Annotated in this window: 20 protein-coding genes and 1 riboswitch; of the genes, 10 read left to right on the forward strand and 10 right to left on the reverse strand. The window is 68.8% G+C overall.

The features are described from left to right. Positions 1 to 52: 52 nt before the first annotated feature. Entirely contained in the window at positions 53 to 775 is a 723-nt protein-coding gene (locus H074_RS34835; protein WP_007034794.1) for a ComEA family DNA-binding protein, read from the forward strand. Further along, a complete protein-coding gene (locus H074_RS34840; protein WP_007034795.1) occupies positions 772 to 3177 on the forward strand; it encodes a ComEC/Rec2 family competence protein in 2406 nt (801 codons plus the stop codon). The genes H074_RS34835 and H074_RS34840 overlap by 4 nt, the downstream gene beginning before the upstream one ends. Before the next feature lie 17 nt (positions 3178 to 3194). On the opposite strand, the gene thrC is transcribed toward H074_RS34840, so the two are convergent. Further along, positions 3195 to 4460: a threonine synthase gene (thrC, locus tag H074_RS34845; RefSeq protein ID WP_007034796.1), complete on the reverse strand. Its 1266-nt coding sequence runs from the start codon at positions 4458 to 4460 to the stop codon at positions 3195 to 3197. A 13-nt stretch (positions 4461 to 4473) separates the two neighbouring features. Continuing rightward, a riboswitch (SAM riboswitch) is annotated at positions 4474 to 4606 on the reverse strand. A gap of 135 nt (positions 4607 to 4741) precedes the next feature. On the opposite strand from thrC, the gene holA reads away from it, so the two are divergent. After that, complete coding sequence (holA, locus tag H074_RS34850; protein WP_007034797.1) at positions 4742 to 5725, forward strand: DNA polymerase III subunit delta; 984 nt, start codon at positions 4742 to 4744, stop codon at positions 5723 to 5725. 52 nt (positions 5726 to 5777) lie between these two features. Here holA and rpsT read toward each other — a convergent pair whose 3' ends face one another. Then, positions 5778 to 6038, reverse strand: coding sequence for a 30S ribosomal protein S20 (gene rpsT, locus H074_RS34855; protein WP_007034798.1), 261 nt, complete (start codon positions 6036 to 6038; stop codon positions 5778 to 5780). A gap of 362 nt (positions 6039 to 6400) precedes the next feature. Between rpsT and H074_RS34860 the strand changes: the two genes are divergently transcribed. Both H074_RS34860 and H074_RS34865 read left to right on the forward strand, forming a co-directional pair. Continuing rightward, positions 6401 to 7279: an EamA family transporter gene (locus tag H074_RS34860; protein ID WP_007034799.1), complete on the forward strand. Its 879-nt coding sequence runs from the start codon at positions 6401 to 6403 to the stop codon at positions 7277 to 7279. 23 nt (positions 7280 to 7302) lie between these two features. Continuing rightward, a complete protein-coding gene (locus H074_RS34865) occupies positions 7303 to 7677 on the forward strand; it encodes a VOC family protein (RefSeq protein WP_007034800.1) in 375 nt (124 codons plus the stop codon). On the opposite strand, the gene H074_RS34870 is transcribed toward H074_RS34865, so the two are convergent. Then, on the reverse strand, positions 7674 to 8261 hold the full coding sequence (locus H074_RS34870) for a class I SAM-dependent methyltransferase (protein WP_051072072.1): 588 nt from the start codon (positions 8259 to 8261) through the stop codon (positions 7674 to 7676). The two genes, H074_RS34865 and H074_RS34870, sit on opposite strands and share 4 nt — an antisense overlap. Before the next feature lie 81 nt (positions 8262 to 8342). Here H074_RS34870 and lepA point away from each other — a divergent pair, with 81 nt between their 5' ends. Beyond that, entirely contained in the window at positions 8343 to 10217 is a 1875-nt protein-coding gene (gene lepA, locus H074_RS34875) for a translation elongation factor 4 (RefSeq protein ID WP_051072073.1), read from the forward strand. A gap of 50 nt (positions 10218 to 10267) precedes the next feature. On the opposite strand, the gene H074_RS34880 is transcribed toward lepA, so the two are convergent. Both H074_RS34880 and H074_RS34885 read right to left on the reverse strand, forming a co-directional pair. Then, positions 10268 to 10714: a pyridoxamine 5'-phosphate oxidase family protein gene (locus H074_RS34880; RefSeq protein WP_007034803.1), complete on the reverse strand. Its 447-nt coding sequence runs from the start codon at positions 10712 to 10714 to the stop codon at positions 10268 to 10270. A gap of 57 nt (positions 10715 to 10771) precedes the next feature. After that, complete coding sequence (locus H074_RS34885) at positions 10772 to 12535, reverse strand: family 20 glycosylhydrolase (RefSeq protein ID WP_007034804.1); 1764 nt, start codon at positions 12533 to 12535, stop codon at positions 10772 to 10774. A 152-nt stretch (positions 12536 to 12687) separates the two neighbouring features. On the opposite strand from H074_RS34885, the gene H074_RS34890 reads away from it, so the two are divergent. Beyond that, on the forward strand, positions 12688 to 13740 hold the full coding sequence (locus H074_RS34890; protein WP_007034805.1) for an NAD(P)H-dependent flavin oxidoreductase: 1053 nt from the start codon (positions 12688 to 12690) through the stop codon (positions 13738 to 13740). Here H074_RS34890 and H074_RS34895 read toward each other — a convergent pair. From H074_RS34895 to H074_RS34905, 3 genes are all read right to left on the reverse strand, one after another. Next, positions 13715 to 15193: an amino acid permease gene (locus H074_RS34895; protein WP_007034806.1), complete on the reverse strand. Its 1479-nt coding sequence runs from the start codon at positions 15191 to 15193 to the stop codon at positions 13715 to 13717. The two genes, H074_RS34890 and H074_RS34895, sit on opposite strands and share 26 nt — an antisense overlap. 78 nt (positions 15194 to 15271) lie before the next feature. After that, a complete protein-coding gene (locus tag H074_RS34900) occupies positions 15272 to 16315 on the reverse strand; it encodes an alpha/beta hydrolase (RefSeq protein ID WP_007034807.1) in 1044 nt (347 codons plus the stop codon). A 199-nt stretch (positions 16316 to 16514) separates the two neighbouring features. Next, positions 16515 to 17480 (reverse strand): quinone oxidoreductase family protein, encoded by a 966-nt coding sequence (locus H074_RS34905; protein WP_007034808.1) that lies wholly within the window; start codon positions 17478 to 17480, stop codon positions 16515 to 16517. Positions 17481 to 17540: 60 nt separating this feature from the next. Here H074_RS34905 and H074_RS34910 point away from each other — a divergent pair, with 60 nt between their 5' ends. Genes H074_RS34910 through H074_RS34920 form a run of 3 tightly spaced genes read left to right on the forward strand, consistent with a single transcriptional unit; the run spans position 17541 to position 18582 of the window. Then, positions 17541 to 17744: a hypothetical protein gene (locus H074_RS34910; protein WP_007034809.1), complete on the forward strand. Its 204-nt coding sequence runs from the start codon at positions 17541 to 17543 to the stop codon at positions 17742 to 17744. 11 nt (positions 17745 to 17755) lie between these two features. After that, positions 17756 to 18229: a guanyl-specific ribonuclease gene (locus tag H074_RS34915; protein WP_007034810.1), complete on the forward strand. Its 474-nt coding sequence runs from the start codon at positions 17756 to 17758 to the stop codon at positions 18227 to 18229. Further along, positions 18226 to 18582, forward strand: coding sequence for a barstar family protein (locus H074_RS34920; RefSeq protein ID WP_007034811.1), 357 nt, complete (start codon positions 18226 to 18228; stop codon positions 18580 to 18582). The genes H074_RS34915 and H074_RS34920 overlap by 4 nt, the downstream gene beginning before the upstream one ends. Here the strand turns inward: H074_RS34920 and H074_RS34925 are convergent. After that, on the reverse strand, positions 18579 to 19352 hold the full coding sequence (locus tag H074_RS34925) for an enoyl-CoA hydratase family protein (protein WP_007034812.1): 774 nt from the start codon (positions 19350 to 19352) through the stop codon (positions 18579 to 18581). The two genes, H074_RS34920 and H074_RS34925, sit on opposite strands and share 4 nt — an antisense overlap. 79 nt (positions 19353 to 19431) lie before the next feature. Then, complete coding sequence (locus H074_RS34930; protein WP_007034813.1) at positions 19432 to 20055, reverse strand: hypothetical protein; 624 nt, start codon at positions 20053 to 20055, stop codon at positions 19432 to 19434. Positions 20056 to 20155 lie beyond the last annotated feature (100 nt).

Genomic DNA, 20155 nt, shown 5'->3' on the forward strand with positions numbered 1-20155 from the left:
CCTCGGGATTCACCACTGCCGCCCGCCATCCCCGCTCCGTAGCGTCGTTCACGTGTTCGACCAAACCGCCCGTCCACCGGGTCCCTCCGTCAACGCCAGGCTGGCGTGGCTGGCCGCGCAGCTGTCGTCGCCCACCCAGGGGCCGCCCTCGGGCAGGCTCGTACGCCGCTGGGTGCCCGCCCGGTTCACGGCGGACGGGATTCCGGTGAACCGGCGGTGGTTCGCCGTGGTGGCCGTGCTGATCGCGGTGGCCGTGATCGTGACCGGCGCGATCGCCTTGTTCGGACACCGGCCAGGGGCGGAGACCCCGCCGCCCCTGCCGTCGGCGAAGGCCGCCGGAGACGTCCCCGCCGCAGCGGGCAAAGCGCCTCTGGTGGTCAGCGTCGTCGGCCGGGTGCTCAGGCCCGGCCTGGTCACGATCCCTCCGGGCGCACGGGTCGCCGATGCCCTCACGGCGGCCGGTGGGGCACAGCCCGGAACGGATCTGACCGGGGTGAACCTGGCCCGGCGGCTCGCCGACGGTGAGCAGGTGGCCGTCGGCGTCCCGGTTCCGGCCGCGGCCGGAACCGGGACGCCGACAGGGAAGCTCGACCTGAACACGGCCACGGCCGAGCAACTCGACACCCTGCCCGGGGTCGGCGAGGTGATGGCGAAACGCATCGTCGACTGGCGGTCCGGGCACGGTGGGTTCACCACCGTCGAGCAACTCCGTGAAGTGGAAGGGATCGGCGAAAGCAAGTTCAAGAAAGTCCGGGAATTGGTGTCCGTCGGATGAACCCGTCCGCCGATCCGTCCGAAGTGGACACCGCGTCGTGGCGAGGTCAGAACCTGCGGCTGGTACCGGCCGCGGCGACTGCCTGGCTCGGCACTCTTTCCGGGCTGCTCGGCGGATGGTGGATCACGATGCTCTGCGGCGCGGCCGCCGTGGTGCTCGCGATCACCGCCGGGGTCCGTGCCCGCCGGACGGCGTCCCGGTGGGTGGCGGGCCTGGGTGCCCTGGCGGTCCTCGGCGTGCTCACCGCCGGTCCGGTGGCGCTGCGGATCCGGGCCGCCGAGCAGGACGACCTCCGTGCCGCCGCCGCACGAGGGGTCGAGGCCACCGCGAGGGTGGTGGTCACCGAGCGGCCACGTCCGGTCCGCGGTGCCGGATACGCCGATCGCCGGGCAGGCACCCGCCTGGTGGTCGTCGCCGCGGCGGTGGACGCCGCGGTGACGGGTGAGCGGGTGGTGGATTCGGCCGGCCGGATCCTCCTGCTCGCCCCGGCCGAGGGGTGGACGGACCTGTTGCCCGGGCAGCAGGTCACCGCCTCCGGGCGGCTCGCACCGGCGAAGGGGGTCGAACTGACGGTCGCGGTCCTCTCGGTGCGAGGCCCGCCGTCGGCTCTCGGACCGGCACCCTGGTGGCAGCGAGCCGCGGAATCGCTGCGCACCGGGCTCCGGGACCTGTGCGCCGTGCTCCCGGAGGAGCAGGCCGGTCTCGTGCCCGGACTGGTCGTGGGGGACACGAGCACGCTGTCCCCGAGAGTCGAAAGCGAGTTCACGGACTCCGGCATGTCCCACCTGATGGCCGTGAGCGGTGGGAATGTGGCGATCGTCTGCGGTTCGATCCTTCTCCTGCTGAGAGTGCTCCGGGTCGGGCCGCGGACGTCCGCCGCCGCGGCCGCCGCGGGGCTCGCCGGGTTCGTGGTCCTCGCCGGGCCCGCACCCAGCGTGCTCCGCGCCGGAGTGATGGGTGCGGTCGGGCTGCTGGCGCTGGCGCTGGGACGCCGGGGTTCGGCGCTGCCCGCGCTGGCGTTCGCGGTGGCCGGGCTCGTCGTGGCCGATCCCGCGATGGCCGCCGACTTCGGGTTCGCGCTTTCGGTGCTGGCCACGGCCGGGCTCGTACTGCTGGCGCCGAGGTGGGCGGAATGGCTGGTCGGACGCGGTGTGCCGGCCGGCTACGCCGAGGGGCTGGCCATCCCGCTGGCCGCGTTCGTGATGACGGCACCGGTCATCGCGGGCATGGCGGGATCGGTCAGTCTCGTCTCGGTGGTGACCAACGTGCTCGCCGCCCCGGTGGTCGCGCCGGCCACCGTGTTCGGCGTACTCGCCACCGTCATCGGACCGTGGTGGCCCCCGGCGGGCAGGCTGCTTGTCCGTCTGACCGAACCCGAGGCGAGCTGGCTCATCACCGTGGCCCGACACGGCGCGCGTGCGCCGGGAGCGGTCGTTGCTTGGCCGGATGGTTGGTGGGGCGGGCTTTTGGTGGCTGGACTGCTCGCCGTGCTGCTCGTCGCCATCCGGCTGCGGTACGCCAGGATCCTGCTGGCGGTCGCGTTGGCCGCAGGGCTGCTCGTCTTCGTGCCGGTGCGGGCGCTGGCCCCGGCGTGGCCGCCTGCGTCGTGGAGCGCCGTCGCCTGCGATGTCGGGCAGGGTGATGCCGTCGTTCTCGCCACGGGCGAGCCGGGGAGGGCGGTCCTGGTCGACACCGGGCCGGAACCGGGACCGGTCGACGAGTGCCTGAGACGGCTCGACGTGGACCGTGTGCCGCTGATCGTGCTGAGTCATCTGCACGCCGACCACATCGGCGGTCTCGAATCCGTCTTCGAGGGCCGGTCGGTCGGGGCGGTCGCCGTCGGCCCGGGCCGGGCTCCCGCGTGGGCGTGGCAGCAGGTCGCGGACGAGACAGCGCGCCGCGGTGTTCCCTTGCTGGAGCTGAGTATCGGGCAACGGCTGGACTGGCCGGGGTTGTCACTGGATGTACTGGGGCCGCGATATGTCACCCGACGATCGGTTCGCGAGCAGGACGGTACGGTGATCAACAACGGTTCGGTCGTCCTGCGCGCCGGGACCGCGGCGGGCCGGCTACTGCTGACGGGCGACGTCGAGCTCGCCGCACAGGCCGACCTGATGGCCGAGGGTGCCGATCTGCGAGCCGAGATCCTGAAGGTTCCGCACCACGGAAGTCGTTACACGGCACCGGATTTCCTCAACGCCGTCGCCCCGCGGGCGGCGTTGGTGAGCGTCGGTGCCGGAAACACCTACGGCCATCCGAACAAGTCCACTTTGGACAATCTGGTGGCCGTCGGCGCGTCGGTCGCCAGGACGGACACGGATGGCGACACCGCGGTCCTCCTCGACGCGCGAGGTCTTGCCCTGGTACGCCGGGGTGAGCCCCGTGGCCCGCCTCGTTCTTGAGGCGGGCCGACGGGAACTCAGATGCCCAGAGCCTCGCGGACCGCGTCGGCCGAGGCGCTGACGGTGGCCTTCGGGCCGATCTTGTCCTCGACGGCGTCGAGGGTCTTGAGGCCGTCACCGGTGATCAGCAGCACGATCTCCTCGTCCGGGTTGAGCTTGCCGGTCTCGATGAGCTTCTTGGCCGTCGCGACGGTGACCCCGCCGGCGGTCTCGGTGAAGATGCCCTCGGTGCGGGCGAGCAGCCGGATGCCCTCGACGACCTCTTCGTCGGTGACGTCCTCGATCGCGCCACCGGTGCGGTTGACCACATCGAGGACGTAGGGGCCGTCGGCCGGGTTCCCGATCGCCAGCGACCGGGCGATCGTGTCCGGCTTGACCGGCTGGACGACGTCGTGTCCCGCGCGGAAGGCCGCCGAGACAGGGGAGCAGCCGGTGGCCTGCGCGCCGAACACCTTGTACGGCGTCTCGTCGACGAGGCCGAGCTTTCCGAACTCGCGGAAACCCTTGTCCACCTTGGTGAGCTGAGAACCGGAGGCGATCGGCACCACGATCTGAGAGGGAAGCCTCCAGCCGAGTTGTTCGGCCACCTCGAAGGCCAGCGTCTTGGAGCCTTCCGAGTAGTAGGGCCGGACGTTCACGTTGACGAACGCCCAGCTCTCCTGCTCGGCGGCGAGCTGGGTGGCGAGCCGGTTCACGTCGTCGTAGTTGCCGTCGACCGCGATCAGGTCGCCGTCGTACACGGCGGTGGTGAGGATCTTGGCGCGCTCGAGGGTCTTCGGGATCAGCACGACCGACCGCCAGCCGGCGCGGGCCGCCGCGGCGGCGACCGCGTTGGCCAGGTTGCCGGTCGACGGACAGGCGAGTACGTCGAACCCGAACTCGCGTGCGGCGGCCAGCGCGACGGCGACCACCCGGTCCTTGAACGAGTGGGTGGGGTTGCCGGTGTCGTCCTTGACCCAGACCTTCTTGACGCCCAAGGCTTTCGCGAGCCTGTCGGCCTGGATGAGCCGGGTGGCGCCGGGTTCGGTGTTGGGGATTTCTTCGACGTTCGACGGAACGGGGAGGAGTTTCTTGTAGCGCCAGATGTTCTTGGGCCCGGCTTCGATGTCCTCGCGGCGCACGCGGCCGAAGTCGTAGGCGACCTCGAGCGGTGAGAAGTCCTCGGCGGAAACGAATTCGGGAGCGAGCGGCTGCCGGTGTCCCTCTTCCTTCGACACCAGTTCGACGGCCGGTCCGAGATCCGGGGTCTTGGTGGTGGAGGTCGTGCCGAGGGTTGCGGTCATCGCGAGGTTCCTTTCCTCATCTGCCCCGCCGTGGCGGGCCGGAATTGGCACCGCGCTCGTCAGCTACCCCGCGATCGCGGGATGACAGGCTGACGCCGGTTGCCGGGGCTTCATCGGGCCGTTCCCTCTGCCCCTCTGGATGAGCGGTATTCGATTGTCGGCACGCGCATGATCGCGTCGCCTCGCCAACACCGTACGACATGAGGCTCAGGTGGGGCCACCGTGCCCGGAACACATCACCGGACAAAGCACACGAGAGGACGAGTGGCAGGATCGTCATCGTGACGACGCAAGCTTCCGCCCCATCGCCGCTGGTCCTGGTTCTCGGTGAGGAAGAGCTGCTGATCGAACGCGCGGTCCGCAGCGCTTCGGACGCTGCCAAAGCGGCCGATCCGACGGCGGATCTCACCCGGATCCGGGTGTCGGACCTCACAGTCCCGGCACTCGCGGAAATGGTCAGCCCCTCGCTGTTCGCCGAGGGCAGGGTGATCGTCCTCGAGTCCGCGCACGACATCTCGCAGGAGCTCGCCGACGGGGTGATGGCCTACGTCAAGGCACCCGCCGACGGCATCGTGCTCGTCGTCGTGCACAGCGGAGGCGGCCGGAGCAAGGCCGCGAAGGGGCTTCCCGCCGCCTTGAAGAAGGCCGGCGCGGAGGTCGTCGAGTGCCCGAAACTGACCAAGCCCGCTGAACGGGAATCCTTTGTCCGCAACGAGGTCCGCCGGGTCGGCGGGAAGATCGACGGTGCGGCCGTGCTCGCGCTGATCGACGCCGTCGGCTCGGATCTGCGTGAGCTGTCGTCGGCCGCGACCCAGCTCGTCGCGGACGCCGGTGGGGCGGTCGACGAGCAGGCGGTCCGGCGTTACCACCGGGGCCGCGCGGACGTGAACGGGTTCGCCGTCGCGGAGAAGGCCGTCGCCGGTGACAAGGCGGCGGCGCTGGAGTCACTGCGCTGGGCGATGCAGCTGGGCGTACCGCACGTGCTGGTCGCGGACGCCCTCGCCGACGCCGTCCGGACGATCGCGCGGGTGTCCGGTGCCGGTCGCGGGAACCCGAACCAGATGGCGGGCGAGCTGGGGATGCCGCCATGGAAGGTGCGTAAGGCGCAGGGTCAGGCCCGTGGCTGGGGGCAGGACGGTCTCGCCACGGCGATGCGGGTGGTCGCCCGGCTCAACGCCGAAGTCAAGGGGGTCGCGGCAAACCCGGAGTACGCGTTGGAGCGCGCCGTCCTGGAAGTCGTCGACGCCCACGGCACAAGCCGCTGAGAACGGCGAAAGGCCCCGGCGACGCGAGTCACCGGGGCCTTTCGAAAGCCGATCAGAGAGAGTTCGCGCGCTTCGCCAGCGCGGACTTCTTGTTGGCGGCCTGGTTGGCGTGGAGAACGCCCTTGGTCACGGCCTTGTCCAGCTTCTTCGCCGCGTCCTTCTGCAGCTCCAGGGCCTTGGCCTTGTCGCCGGCGTCGGCGGCCTCGCGGAACTTGCGGATCGCGGTCTTCACCGAGGACCGGATCGCCTGGTTGCGCTGACGCGCCTTCTCGTTGGTGGTGATGCGCTTGATCTGCGACTTGATGTTGGCCACGGGGGCGCTCCTCTTGAATCTCTCGGTGGTTTCACCGCCGCGCTGTGACCGGCCCTGCGTGCTCGTGGGAGCGGCGCGGGTTTCCTCCATGACGGAATGCCACACGACGGTGAAGGGCAAGCTTAACAGCCGTCCAGGGGCGGCTCGCGGCCACCTCGGGAGGGGGGTGTTTGCGGTACGGTGAAGATCGTAGTGCCTAGGGTTCCGCCGCCTGCCCGTTCAGCGAAACACACAATCAGGGCAGACGGGACAGGTCCGAGCGGCACCATCGACGGGGCCGGAAGCGCCGTCGTTCATCTGACGGGACAAAAGCCTGGAGGACCGGTGTTTTCCGCGTGCGCGGAAAACGTGAAAGGTCCGCCGTGAACGCCACCGCTCTGTCCTTCGTCATCATCGCCGCCGTCATCCACGCGGGCTGGAACCTGGCTGCCAAGCGGATCCGTCGTGGCGGAGCCCGGTTCGTCTGGGCTTACTACAGCCTCTCCGCGATCCTGCTGGTCCCCCTCGTGGCGGTGTCACTGGCCGTGGAGCCGCAGCGTCCACAGTGGACCTGGCTGTTCGCCGCCGTGGTCACGGCGGTGTTCCACGTCACCTATGGAATCGTTCTCCAAAGGGGATACGCCGTCGGCGATCTGTCGGTCGTCTATCCCGTCGCCCGCGGTACCGGGCCGCTGATCTCGGTGCTCGCGGCCGTCGTGCTACTCGGCGAGCGGCCGGGAGTGCTCGGCCTGCTGGGCGCGTTCCTCGTGGTCGCCGGGGTGCTGGTGATCGGCACCGGGCGAGCACCGGCCCACGCTGACGCCGCTGATCGCGTCGCTCGCCGCAAAGGCCTGGTCTACGGGCTGCTGACCGGCCTCACGATCGCCGCCTACACACTGTGGGACGCACATTCGGTCACGGCTCTCGGCGTCCCGCCGATCGTCTACTTCGGAACCGGCGCGATCGTGCAGAGCCTGCTCATGGCGCCGTACGCGCTGAAGGACCGTGAAGAGGTCTTGTGGCTCTGGCGCGAGCACAAGCGCGAGGTCCTCATCGTCGGCGTGCTCTCGCCGGTCGCCTACCTGCTGGTGCTCTACGCCCTCCAGATCGCCCCGGTGAGCCTCGTCGCACCCGCCCGGGAGCTGAGCATCGTCCTGGGTGGCCTCGCCGCCTGGCTGGTTCTGGGAGAAGCGAACGCCGTCCGCAGGCTGGCCGGGTCGGTGGTGGTGCTGGCGGGTATCACGGCGATTGCGATGGCCTGAACCCATCCGGTAGGGATTGAGTCATGGATGTGCTGAGCAGCAGGGTGCTGATCCACCCGAAGGACCTCGACGTGTCGACGGCGTTCTATCGGGACACCCTGGGCCTGGCCATCGACAAGGAGTTCCCCGGCGGGACGGTGTTCTTCGCCGGGAACGGGTCGATCGAGATCGTCGGTACCGGGAAGACCGGCCCGACTCCTGACGTCGCCTTGTGGCTCCAGGTCCGCGATCTGCCCGCGGCGCTCGAGGAGCTCGCGGAGAAGGGTTTGGAGCCGGTCCGTGGCGCGCGGCGTGAACCGTGGGGTCTGGACGAAGCGTGGATCGCCGACCCGGACGGCACGAGGATCGTGCTGGTCGAGGTGCCGCGTGAGCATCCGTTGCGCACTGATCCGCGCTAGGCCGAAGGCTTGATCGCGCGCAGCTGGGCGGCGAGGGAGGCGCCGAAGCCCGGCGGGTCCCAGGTCCAGGTCTGCAGGTCGGTGAAGCCGGCGGCGGCCGCTTCGTCGGCCAGCTCGTGCCGGGACACCGGCAGCCACTTCTCGTGCGACGACAGCAGCAGCCTGCCGCCGGGCCGCAACACGCGGAACAGTTCGGCGAACCCGGCCGCCCGGTCCTCCCACAGCTGCACGTTGTTGACGCTGAGGACCACGTCGACGCTCTCGTCGGGCTCACCCGTGGAGTCCGCGGTGCCGTGCCGCAGCTCCACCTTGTCGCCGCAGCGGCGGCGCGACCGGGCGAGCATCTCCGGGGAGGGGTCGACGCCGATCACACGGCCCGCGCGTTCGGCCGTGGCCTGCAGGCCGACTCCCGGGCCGGGGCCCACGACCAGTGCGGTTTCGCCGGACTCGATCGACGCCAGCTCGACGACGCGAAGTTCGGTGGCGGCGTTGCCGTGCGCCATCGCCCGGCCGCCGAACCGGCCGAGCAGTCCCCGGGGATGGCCGAACGTGCGGTCGAGCATTTGGGACAGTGAAGTACTCATACTTCGAGGGCACCACAGCTCATCACGGGCCGCATCGGGGATGACCCCCACTCGCACCCGGAGCGGCATGGGACCATAGAGATGGCACACCCCGACCTTCGCGAGGAAACCCCGTTGACGACGTTCGCCGACACGACCTTCACGCCCCCGGAGCTCATCCGGAACTTCTGCATCATCGCGCACATCGACCACGGCAAGTCGACCCTGGCCGACCGGATGCTGCAGCTCACCGGCGTGGTCGAGGAGCGGGCCATGCGCGCTCAGTACCTCGACCGCATGGACATCGAACGGGAACGCGGGATCACCATCAAGGCGCAGAACGTGCGCCTGCCCTGGAAGGTCGACGGCCAGGACCACGTCCTGCACCTGATCGACACCCCCGGCCACGTGGACTTCACCTACGAGGTCTCCCGGGCCTTGGAGGCCTGTGAAGGGGCGATCCTGCTGGTCGACGCCGCGCAGGGGATCGAGGCGCAGACGCTGGCGAACCTCTATCTGGCGCTCGAGAAGAACCTGCACATCATCCCGGTGCTGAACAAGATCGACCTGCCGTCGGCCGATCCGGACAAGTACGCGGCCGAGCTGGCGCACATCATCGGCTGCGAGCCTTCTGACGTGCTCCGCGTGTCGGCGAAGACCGGCATGGGCGTGACCGAGCTGCTGGACGAGTGCGTGCGGCAGGTCCCGCCGCCGGTCGGCGACCCGGACGCGCCCGCCCGCGCGATGATCTTCGACTCGGTCTACGACACTTACCGGGGCGTCGTGACCTATATCAGGGTCGTCGACGGCAAGATCACGCCGCGTGAGCGGATCAAGATGATGTCCACCGGCGCCACTCACGAACTCCTCGAGGTCGGGATCATCTCGCCGGAGCCCAAGGCCAGCAAGGGGCTCGGGGTCGGCGAGGTGGGTTACCTCATCACCGGGGTGAAAGACGTCCGCCAGTCGAAGGTCGGTGACACCGTCACCTCCGAGCGCAAGGGCGCCGAGGAGCCGCTCGCGGGCTACCGCGAGCCGAAGCCGATGGTCTACTCCGGCCTGTATCCGGTCGACGGTTCGGACTACCCCGAACTGCGTGAGGCGCTGGACAAGCTCCAGCTCAACGACGCCGCGCTCGCCTACGAGCCGGAAACCTCCGTGGCGCTCGGGTTCGGGTTCCGCTGCGGCTTCCTCGGGTTGCTGCACCTGGAGATCACGCGGGATCGGCTCGAGCGCGAATTCGGTCTCGACCTGATTTCCACCGCGCCGAACGTCATCTACAACGTCGTGCTCGAGGACAAGAGCGAGGTCGTGGTGACGAACCCCTCGGACTGGCCGTCCGGGATGAAGATCTCCGAGGTCCACGAGCCGGTTTCCAAGGTGAGCATCCTGGCGCCGTCGGAGTTCGTCGGCACGATCATGGAGCTGTGCCAGGCCAAGCGCGGCACGCTGCTGGGGATGGACTACCTCTCCGAGGACCGCGTCGAACTGCGCTACAACATCCCGCTCGCGGAGATCATCTTCGACTTTTTCGACACGCTGAAGTCGCGTACGCGCGGCTACGCGTCCCTCGACTACGAAGAGGGCGGTGACCAGATCGCCGATCTGGTCAAGGTCGACATCCTGCTGCAGGGTGAAACCGTCGACGCGTTCTCGGCGATCGTGCACAAGGATGCCGCTTATGGCTACGGCAACCGGATGGCGACGCGGCTGCGTGAGCTGATCCCGCGGCAGCAGTTCGAGGTACCGATCCAGGCGGCCGTCGGGTCGCGGATCATCGCCCGCGAGACGATCCGCGCGATCCGCAAGGACGTGCTCGCGAAGTGTTACGGCGGTGACATCTCGCGTAAGCGCAAGCTGCTGGAAAAGCAGAAGGAAGGCAAGAAGCGAATGAAGACCGTCGGCCGGGTCGAGGTCCCGCAGGAGGCCTTCGTCGCCGCATTGTCCACTGAGGACGCCGGTAGCAAGAAGAAGTAGGCGATACTCGCGAAAGGCCGCTCGGATCTCGATCCGTGCGGCCTTTCGCGTCAGCGATTCCCGCTGACGCGGTTCGCCGTGAGGAAGACGGCGACGCGGCGTTCGGCGGCCATCACGCGGTCGTACTCGTCCCAGTCGTCGTGGGTCCCTGTGGCAGCGATGAAGACTTCGCGCAGCAGCCGGGGAAGACCGGCCGGGTCGAAGTCCGGGTCCGGGTCGTCCGGTCCGATGAGGTGGGTGCGTCCCTGGACCGCAGCCCACTCCCAGCCGCGCCGGAAGGTGATCGTGGCGTGGCCCGCCCGGCGGAACAGGTCGAGTTTCTTCACCCCGCCCATCGCCACGAAGGCGACTCCCGGCACCTTGGTGACCGGGTCTTCGAAGACGCCGGCGTTGACCACCGACGAGTGGACGGTGCCGTCCGCACGGACCGTCGAGACGGTCGCGAGTCCGTTTTCGCGCAAGGAAAGAGCGCGGACGAGTTCGAGGTCTGCGGCCATGGGACCACCGTAGCCCGCTCGGCCGGAGATGAGGGGCCGAGCGGGCTGCCGGACGGGTCAGCAGGTGCCGTTGTCGCGCCAGACACCCCATTGGCCGGTCGTACCGGGTTCTTCGCCTTGCGTCCACCACTGGGCCGTCCACTTGTGCCCGTTGTGGGAGACGGTCGCTCCGCCGGTGTAGACCGACGCACGGTCCCACGCCGGGAGTGAGCAGGTGCCCGGGTTGCCGGATCCGGTTTCCCAGGGCACCTGGCTCGACTTGTAGTAGTCGAGACCCTGGGCCTGCCAGCGCGGGGCTTGAGCGCCGAGGCGCACTCGGAAGGTGTTCCAATCATGGGTCGACCACGGCGACCAGCCGAGTTCGGCGTGCGCCGGGAGCCGGGGGAAGGCGAGGTAGTCGATGTTCGCCGGGGTCACCACGGTTTCGGTCCACAGCGGGGATTCGACGCCGCGGACGGCGGATTCGGGCACACCGGCGAGGTAGGCGCCCGGGTTCCAGTTGTAGGCGTCCTGGACCTCGATGTAGCCCGCCCACGAAAGCCCGATCGGGGTGCTGGAGTTGTACTTCATGTCCAGGTACGCCTTGTTCGCCGGTGACAGGATGACCTTGCTGCCACGGGCGACGGCGTTCGAGACCTCCGTGCTGGACGTCGTCGTGCCCCAGAACTGCGGGGTCGCCGTGGTCGGCAGGGTGGCCTTGCCGATCTCGTGCCAGCCGACGACCTGCTTGCCCGCGGCGGCCACCATCGGCAGCACCCGGTTCATGAACGTGCGGTAGTCGGCGTCGCTGGTGGCCTGGGCCTCGTCGCCCCCGAGGTGGAAGTACGGCCCGGGCGTCAGCGCGGCGATCTCGCGGATGACGTCGTTGACGAAGGTGTAGGTGATCTCCTTCGAGATGCAGAGCGAGCTGTAGCCGACGGCGGTGTCGGTGCGCAGCGGGGGAGCGGTGTTGTCGCAGTTCAGCTCGGCGTACGACGCCAGGGCTGCGTTGGTGTGCCCGGGCATGTCGATCTCCGGGATGACCGTGATGAACCGTGAGGCCGCGTAGTCGACGATCTCCGTGTACTGCGCCTTGGTGTAGTAACCGCCGGGGCCACCGCCGACCTGGGTGCTGCCGCCGTAGGTGGTCAGTCGCGGCCAGCTGTCGATCTGGATACGCCAGCCCTGGTCGTCGGCGAGGTGCAGGTGCAGGTTGTTGATCTTGTACTGCGCCAGCTGGTCGATGTACCGCTTGACCGTGGCGACCGGGTGGAAATGCCGGGCGACATCGAGCATCGCGCCTCGGTAGCCGAAACGCGGGTAGTCCAGGACGTCGGCGCCCGGGATCGTCCAGGGGCCTTGTTGCACCGTTGGGCTTTCGATCTTGCCGGGCAGCAACTGGCGCAGTGTCTGTACGCCGCCGAAGAGGCCTTGCGCCGTCTTCGCGCGCAGGACGACCGAGGCGGACGTCGAGTTCAGCTGGTAGCCCTGGTCGCCGACGCGCGAGTCGGCGCCGGACAGCAGGAGCGAGATTCCGTCGGCCGGCGTGTCCGATGGCGCGTCGGAGACGGGCAGGGGGAAGCCGGTGGACGTGCGGAAGATCCCGGCGAGGTAGTCGCCGACGGCCTTGGCCTGCGCCGAACCGGCCTGGGTGTAGATCTTGGTGTTCGCGGTCAGGGTGTGGTCGGAGCCGGTCAGCGCTTGGGCCGAGACCGGGACAGGGACGATCGCCTGCAGCGGCGGGGTGGCCGCGTCTGCGACGGGGGCGGCTGCGGTGGTGGCGCCGGCGAGCAGCGCCACCCCGACGAAGGCGCGGCCCAGCCGCGCTCTCAAGGTCTTCACCGGGGCCTCCAAGGGAACAAGGGACGTGACGCGCGTCACGACTGTCCGATCGTCGCATTTTCGGCGGTAAAGGTCTAGACCACCACGGGAGAACCTTGGAGTGACTCGAACGTCACATTCCGTGTCCTCACGAGGGGGCTATCGTCGGAAACGTGTTCGAAGACCTGCGTTTCCCCGTGATCGCGGCCCCGATGGCCGGTGGGCCGACCACTCCCGAACTCGTGGCCGCGGTGACCGCGGCGGGTGGCTTCGGCTTCCTGGCTGGAGGCTATCTGAGCTCCGAAGCCCTCTCGGACCGGATCGCGAAGACGGCGGAACTGACCAGTGAGCCGTTCGGCGTGAATCTCTTCGTGCCGGGTGGCTCCGCCACCGAAGCGGATCTCGGCGGGCACATCGAGCGCTGGCGCGCGGAGGCCGAACGCCACGGCGTCGAGCCCGGCGAGCCGCGCTGGGATGACGACGCCTATGCCGCGAAGCTCGAGGTCGTGCTGGAGCGGAAGGTGCCGGTCGTTTCCTTCACCTTCGGCACGCCTTCACCCGAGGATGTCGAACGCTTGCACGCCAACGGGAGCAAGGTGGCCGTCACCGTCACAAGCCCGATGGAAGCCGATCAGGCCGTGGCCGTCGGCGCGGACGCGCTCGTGGTCCAGGGATTCGAAGCCGGGGCGCATCGAGGGCTCTTCGCTGACGAGCCCGGCGCCGAAGGCGGAGGTGCGCAGTATGGCGTCCTCAGCCTGCTCCGCCTGGTCTCGGCGCGGACGGACCTGCCGCTCGTCGCGACCGGTGGGCTCGTGCACGGCGCCGACATCGCGGCAGTGCTGGCGGCGGGGGCCGTCGCGGCGCAGCTGGGCACCGCTTTCCTGCGGGCGGACGAGGCCGGGACACAGCCCGCGCACCGGCAGGCGCTCGCGGACGGGGGAAGGCCGACGGCGTTCACCCGGGCGTTCAGCGGACGCCCCGCCCGGTCACTGGTCAACCGCGCGGTCGCGGACTTCTCGGCCACCGCGCCGTCGGCGTATCCGGAGGTCAACAACCTGACCAAACCGATCCGCGCGGCGGCGGGGAAGGCGGGAGACCCCGAGATCATGTCGCTCTACGCGGGGCAGACCTATGAAGTCGCGGGCTCCGGCCCGGCGGCGTCGATCGTCGAACGCCTCCAGGCCGAAGCCCGCGAAGCCGCTACGCGTTTGAGTCCTCTCCGCTGATCTGCTTCGTGTCGCCGTTGTTCGCGTTCATCACGGAGTGACGGCGGCTGTAGGTGAAGTAGATGATCAGGCCGATGCCGAACCAGACCGCGAACCGCAGCCAGGTCTCCGGGTTCAGGAACGTGATCAGCCAGATCGAGAAGACGATTCCGATGATCGGCACGATCGGCATGCCGGGGGTCTTGAAGGACCGGGGCAGGTCCGGCTGCTTGTAGCGCAGCACGATCACCGCGACGCAGACGACGACGAACGCGAGCAGGATGCCGATGTTCGTCAGTTCCGCGGCCTCGCCGATGGGCAGCAGCCCGGCGATGATCGCCGACGCGATGCCGAGCACCCAGGTCATCCGGCTCGGCACCTTGCGCACCGGGTGTGTCTTGCCGAACCACTTGGGCAGCAGGCCGTCACGGCTCATCGAGTAGCCGACGCGGCTCGCGCCCATGAGGAAGGTGAACAGCACCGTGGTGATACCGATGATCGCGCCGACGGCGATGATCAGGCCGAGCCACTTCATCCCGAGGCCCGCGAAGGCGCTGGAGAAGGCGGCCTCGCTGTCGATGTCCTTGTAGTTGACCATCCCGGTCAGGACCAGGCAGGCCAGCACGTAGAGGACCATCGAGATGGCGAGCGAGTAGATGATCGCCTTCGGCATGTGCTTCTGGGAGTCGGTCGATTCCTCGGCCGCGGTGGACATGGCGTCGTATCCGAAGACCGCGAAGAACACCGTCGCCGCGCCGGTGAACGCGCCGCTGAGGCCGAACGGGAAGAAGTTCGAATAGTTGTCGGTGTTGATGTGGAAGACACCGACGACGATCACCAGAATGACCAGGCCGACCTTCAAGTAGACCAGCAGCGTTTCGAACCGGGCCGCGTTCTTCATGCCCTGGTTGAGGATGAAGGCGATCAGCAGGCACAGCAGCACGGCGAACAGGTTGATCTTGTAGGACCCCGGTTCGACACCGGCTTTTTCGGTACCCGGAGCGCCCAGCATCCACGTCGGGAGCTCGATGTCGAGGTAGCCCAGCAGTTCGTTGAAGTAGCCGGAGATGCCGATCGCGACCACCGCCACGATCGCGGTGTACTCCAGCAGCAGATCCCAGCCGATGAACCAGCCGACGATCTCGCCCAGCACGGTGTAGCCGTAGGTGTAGGCCGACCCGGCGCGGGGGATCAGCCCGGCGAACTCGGCGTAGGAGAACGCGGCGGCGGCGCTGGCGATACCCGCGATGAGGAACGAGATCAGCACGGCGGGGCCCGCCGTCTGGTTCGCGACCGCGCCGGCCAGGGAGAAGATCCCCGCACCGATGATGCCCCCGACCCCGATCGCGGTCAGCTGGCGAAGGCCCAGCGTGCGCTGGAGCCCGCCACCGCCGTCACTGAGTTCTTGGATCTGATCGATCGGTTTGCGGCGGAATACCCCGGATCCCGAGCCCAGGCTTCGCGGTGCGGACATCGTCGTCTCCCAACAGGTTGTGCCGTCGGACTGGGTCACAGTCCGAAAGGCACGGTAGCGGCAGAAGGGACTTCGCACCTATCCGGCGACGGTGTCTTCGCTCACTTCGGCGGCCACGCGAGCGGCGATCTTCGACGGCCTGGACGCTCCGGCGGAGAAGTAGGTCAGCAGTTCCGAGATCTCGACGGGGTCGTCCAGTTGCGGGCAGTGGCCCCAGTCCTCGCGCACCATCAGCCTGCTGTGCGGGACCAGCGCGTGCAGCTGCCGCCCGGAGGCGGCGCTGACCAGCTTGTCCTTGCCACAGACGACCACCAGGAGCGGGACACGGACCTCTTCGAGCCGGTACGCGTTCGCCAGCTCTTCGACGAGCTGCCTCGCCTGTTCGAGCCGGGTGGTGGTGGAGCGGTAGTCCGGGAACAGCGAGGTGAACCGGCGCACCTGGGCGGCGTCCGCGGCGGCGGAGTCGGCGTACAGCAGCCGGGGGACGACCTGTTCGGCGACGGCGCGCACTAGGAAGCCGGGGATCGGCAGCGGCAGGGCGGAGTACATCCGCAGCGGCAGCGGGTAGCGGGCGACGGTGCGGATGAGCCAGCTGTCCACGAAACCGGGCGCGGCGATCGACACCACGCCCGAGACCGGTAGCCGATGGTTCTCCGCGGCACGCAGGCTCATCGTGCCGCCGAGCGAGTTGCCGGCGAGCACCACCGTGCCGAGTACCGCCTGCTCCTTGACGACGGCCGCGGTGAACGCGTCCAGCTGTGGCAGCATCGGGCCCGGTCGCAGTGGCTGAGCGTCACCGAATCCGGGCAGATCGACCGCGACCGCCGGAACACCTGCGGCAGCGAGCAGCTCCAGAACCGGGCGCCAGGTGTCGGCGCTGTCGCAATAGCCGTGCAGCAGCACGAGCCTCGGCGCCGTCGGCTTGACCTGTCCGCGTGCGGTGCCACGCTTGCCGAGCATCCGCCGGGGTGCGCGGTCGGGGGATTCCACCGGCTGCGGTCCGACCTCGAGCACTCTGGTGCGGACACCGGCATAGCGCCGGAAGGAGACGCGGATGGGGTCGGTGTCGGTGGTGGTCCGGCCCCCCGGGTCCGCCGGTTCGGGCCGCTGCGATGCGGTCATCCTTCAAGGCTAACCGCGAGAGGTCGGATTTTGGTCGAACTTTGGTCGTGAGAATCTCGCTGAGTCATAACGTTCTTGACACTTGACAAGACCGCGGAATGACTGGTTGACCTGCGTGGAACGCGCGGACGTGCGCTTGTGCGCGCGCTTCGCCGAGACGAGGGAGAGAACTCACCCCTCCGATCAATGCGTGGCTGCGCTAGTGAAAGAAAGTCACCTTGCCGGAAGTTTCCCCGTCGAGCATGTTCTTAAACCCGGTCTCGGCCTCCGCGAACGGCAATTCGGCACCGATTTGCGGACGGACTCCCGTGAGCTCCAGGTAGGCGAGGAGATCGGTCAGTTCGTCCCTGGTGCCCATGGTCGAACCCGCGATACGCAGTTGCAGAAAGAACACGCGCTGCAACTCCGCGTGAGCGTCCGGGCCGCTGGTCGAGCCCGAGACGACGATGATCCCGCCCGGTTTGAGCGACTTCACCGAATGTGACCAGGTCGCCTTCCCGACGGTTTCGAAGACGGCGTCGACCCGCTCCGGCAGCCGCGCGCCGGACTCAAAGGTCTGATGTGCGCCCAGATTCTCGGCCAGCGCACGCTTTTCTTCGCTACGTCCGGTCACCCAAACCCGGAATCCGGCCGCACGCCCGAGCTGGACGAGCGCGGTCGAGACGCCGCCGGAGGCACCTTGGACGAGCATCGTCTGTCCCGGCCGCAGCCCGGACTTCACGAACAGCATCCGGTACGCGGTCAGCCACGCCGTGCCCATGGTCGCGGCTTCCGTGAAGCTCAGGCTCGACGGTTTCGGTACGACGTTGCGCGCCGGAACCACGACCTGTTCGGCGAAGGTGCCCTGGTGCTTCTCGGTCAGCAGGGTGCGCTTCGGGTCGAGAGTGTCGTCGCCCTGCCAGCCCGGGGCGTTGATCACCGAGTGGATGACGACCTCGGTGCCGTCGTCGAGGGTGCCCGCGCCGTCGCAGCCCAGGATCATGGGGAACTGCTCGGGTTTGATGCCGACGCCGCGCAACGTCCACAGGTCGTGCATGTTGAGGCTGGCGGCCTTGACCTTGACCCGCACCCAGCCTTCGGGCACGTCGGGCTCGGGTCGCTCGCCGATCACGAGCGAGTCCAGCGGCTTTTCGGCGTTGGGTTCGGAAGCGTAAACGGCGAACATGTCAGCAACCTACATGGCCTGACCGGCGGTGGCAGTGGGTGCGAGCGTAGGCTCACACCCGTGTTCAACGGGCTTGCTGACTGGTGGGACGGCGTCGAGCTGTGGCTCGCGCAGGCCCCGTTTCCCGTGCAGTTCGTGCTGGTCATGGCGGTCGTGGTGCCGCTGTGCCTGGTCGCGGCCTGGGCGCTCGACACGGTCTTCGGCAAGGTCGCCCGGCTCTTCGGCGCGGCCCGCGATGCGAACGACCCCGACCGGTCCTCCTAAGCTGGCACACCATGTTCAACCGTAGGCGGATCACCGCCGCCCTGATCGGCCTGATCGTGCTGGTGCTCGCAGGCTGGTTCGTCAAGGACGGCATCAGCGGTGACGACACGAAGAGCGCTCCGACCAGTTCGTCCGCTTCGGCCGCGCCGTCGGGCGACGCCGCGGCGGCCAAGGGCAAGGTCGCGGGCGAGGAGTCCGGTCTCCCGGTCAAACCGCTCACGGGACTTCCCCCGCAGGCGTCCGATACCTGGAAGCTCATTAAGGCGGGCGGGCCGTACCCGTATCCGCGCAACGACGACGTCACCTTCCAGAACCGGGAGAAGGTCCTGCCCGCCAAGGGTTCCGGCTACTACCGGGAGTACACGGTCAAGACGCCGGGCAGCCCGGATCGCGGGGCCAGGCGGCTGGTGACAGGTACCGGCAAGGAGCTGTACTACACCGAGGACCACTACAAGTCCTTCGTCGTAGTGGATCCCAGCCGATGAGCGCGGGCAGGGACGCGGCGGACAAGGCGTTCGCCCGCGGCGCGTATCCGCACCTGATCGACGGTGCGCGGACGGTCGACAAGGACTCGACGCTCGACGCGATCGCGGAGGCACTGTCCTTCCCCGACTACTTCGGGAAGAACCTCGACGCGCTCTACGACTGCCTCACCGACCTGTCTTGGCTCCCGCCGGGGGAGCACGTGCTGATCTGGGCCGGTTCCTCGGCGCTCAAGGCGCACGACCCGAAGGCGTACCTGGCCGTCCGGAGTGTGCTTTCGGACGCACAGCGGGCGCTGGGGCCGTCCGGTGAGCGGACGGACTCCCGGCGCCTCACCGTCGTCCTTCCTGATTAAGCCTCAGGGACCCAGTTCGGCTTGCGCTTCTGCGCGAAGGCCGTGATGCCCTCCTGGCCTTCTTCGCTCGCGAAGAATCCGGCGGACAGCTTGTTCATGGCCTCGAAGCCTTCGGCCGGTGTCGCCGGGCGCGGCTTGCTGAGCAGCTCCTTCGTCGCCGCGAGCGCCTTCGGCCCGCCGAGAGCGAGCGCCTTGACGTAGCGGGCGACCTCGCCGTCGAGTTCGTCGGCGGGGACGGCGGAGTTCAGCAGGCCGATCTCGACGGCGCGCTTCGCGTCGAAGGTGTCACCGGTCAGGAACAGCTCGTGCGCGGCGCGGGCGTTGAGCCGCGGCAGCACGGTGAGCGAGATGACGGCGGGAACGACGCCGATCCGCACCTCGGAGAAGGCGAAGGTCGCTTCGGGCACCGCGACGGCGATGTCGGTCGCCGCCACCATGCCGATACCGCCGGCCCGCGCGGGGCCCGCGAGCCTCGCCACGACGGGCTTGGGGCTGGTCCACAGCTGCTCGAGGATCTTCGGGAACTCGTTGACGCCCTGGGCGCCCGCACCGGCGCCGCGCGCCTCCTTGAGATCCATTCCCGCGCAGAACACCGGACCGGTGTGGGTGAGCACGATGACCCGCACCGCGTCGTCCGCCTGTGCCTTGTCCAGCGACTCGCTCAGTTCACGCCGCAGCTGGGCGGAGAGCGCGTTGCGGTTGTGCGGGGAGTCCAAGGTGATCGTGGCGGTGCCGCCCACCACGTCGTAGTGCACCAGTTCGTCAGCCATGCCCCACCTTCGCACGGGCGAAGTCGGGCCGGGCAGTGGCCTGCGCCACCATCTCCACCGACGGTGGCGCAGGCACGGGTCAGCCGATCGTCGTCGTGGTGAAGGTCGGGCTCGGGTTCGGGAAGCACGCCGTCGGGGCGGAGACGTCGAAACCGGCGCTGACCACGGCGGTGAAGGTCAGGCCCGGGTCGCTGTAGCTGGAACCGCCCAGTTTCGTCTCGATGGTGCCGGACGCGCCCGCGGTGAGGTGCGCGGTCACGGTCGGCAGTTCGAACGTCGAGCCGCCCGCGATCGGACCGGGGAAGCTCAGCGTCGCCACGCTGCCGGAGACGGTGATCTTCGGCGGGGTCGAGCCGATGCCGGAGCCGCCGGCGAGGTCGGCGCCCACCCAGGTCGAGTTCGCCGGGATCGGGATCTTCAGGGAGAAGTCCTTGATGTTCTTGACCTGGTAGCCGCTGACCTCGGCCGGGACGGTGTTGGCCGCCGGGTCGATGACGATGTCGAGCGCGGCGCCGGGGGCGACCGTGGCCGGAGCGGTGACGTCGGCGTCCTGGTTCAGCTTGAGGTACTTGTTGCCGACGAGCGGCGGCTTCGCCTCGCAGTCGAAGACGACGGTGGTCGCCGCCGAAGCCGGGGCGGCGAGACCGGCGAGCGGGACGAGCACGGCCGAAGCGCAGACGAGGGCACGGATGGCAGCCTTCATGTTCCACCTACCTGGGGGTTCGATGGGGAGAGAGGGAGCTGCGCAGCGTTTAGAGAGTTACCGGCAAGTTAAGTAACTCGTCAAGAAATCTCCGTTCCCA

Source organism: Amycolatopsis decaplanina DSM 44594, assembly GCF_000342005.1.
In the GTDB taxonomy this organism is placed as follows: Bacteria; Actinomycetota; Actinomycetes; order Mycobacteriales; family Pseudonocardiaceae; genus Amycolatopsis; species Amycolatopsis decaplanina.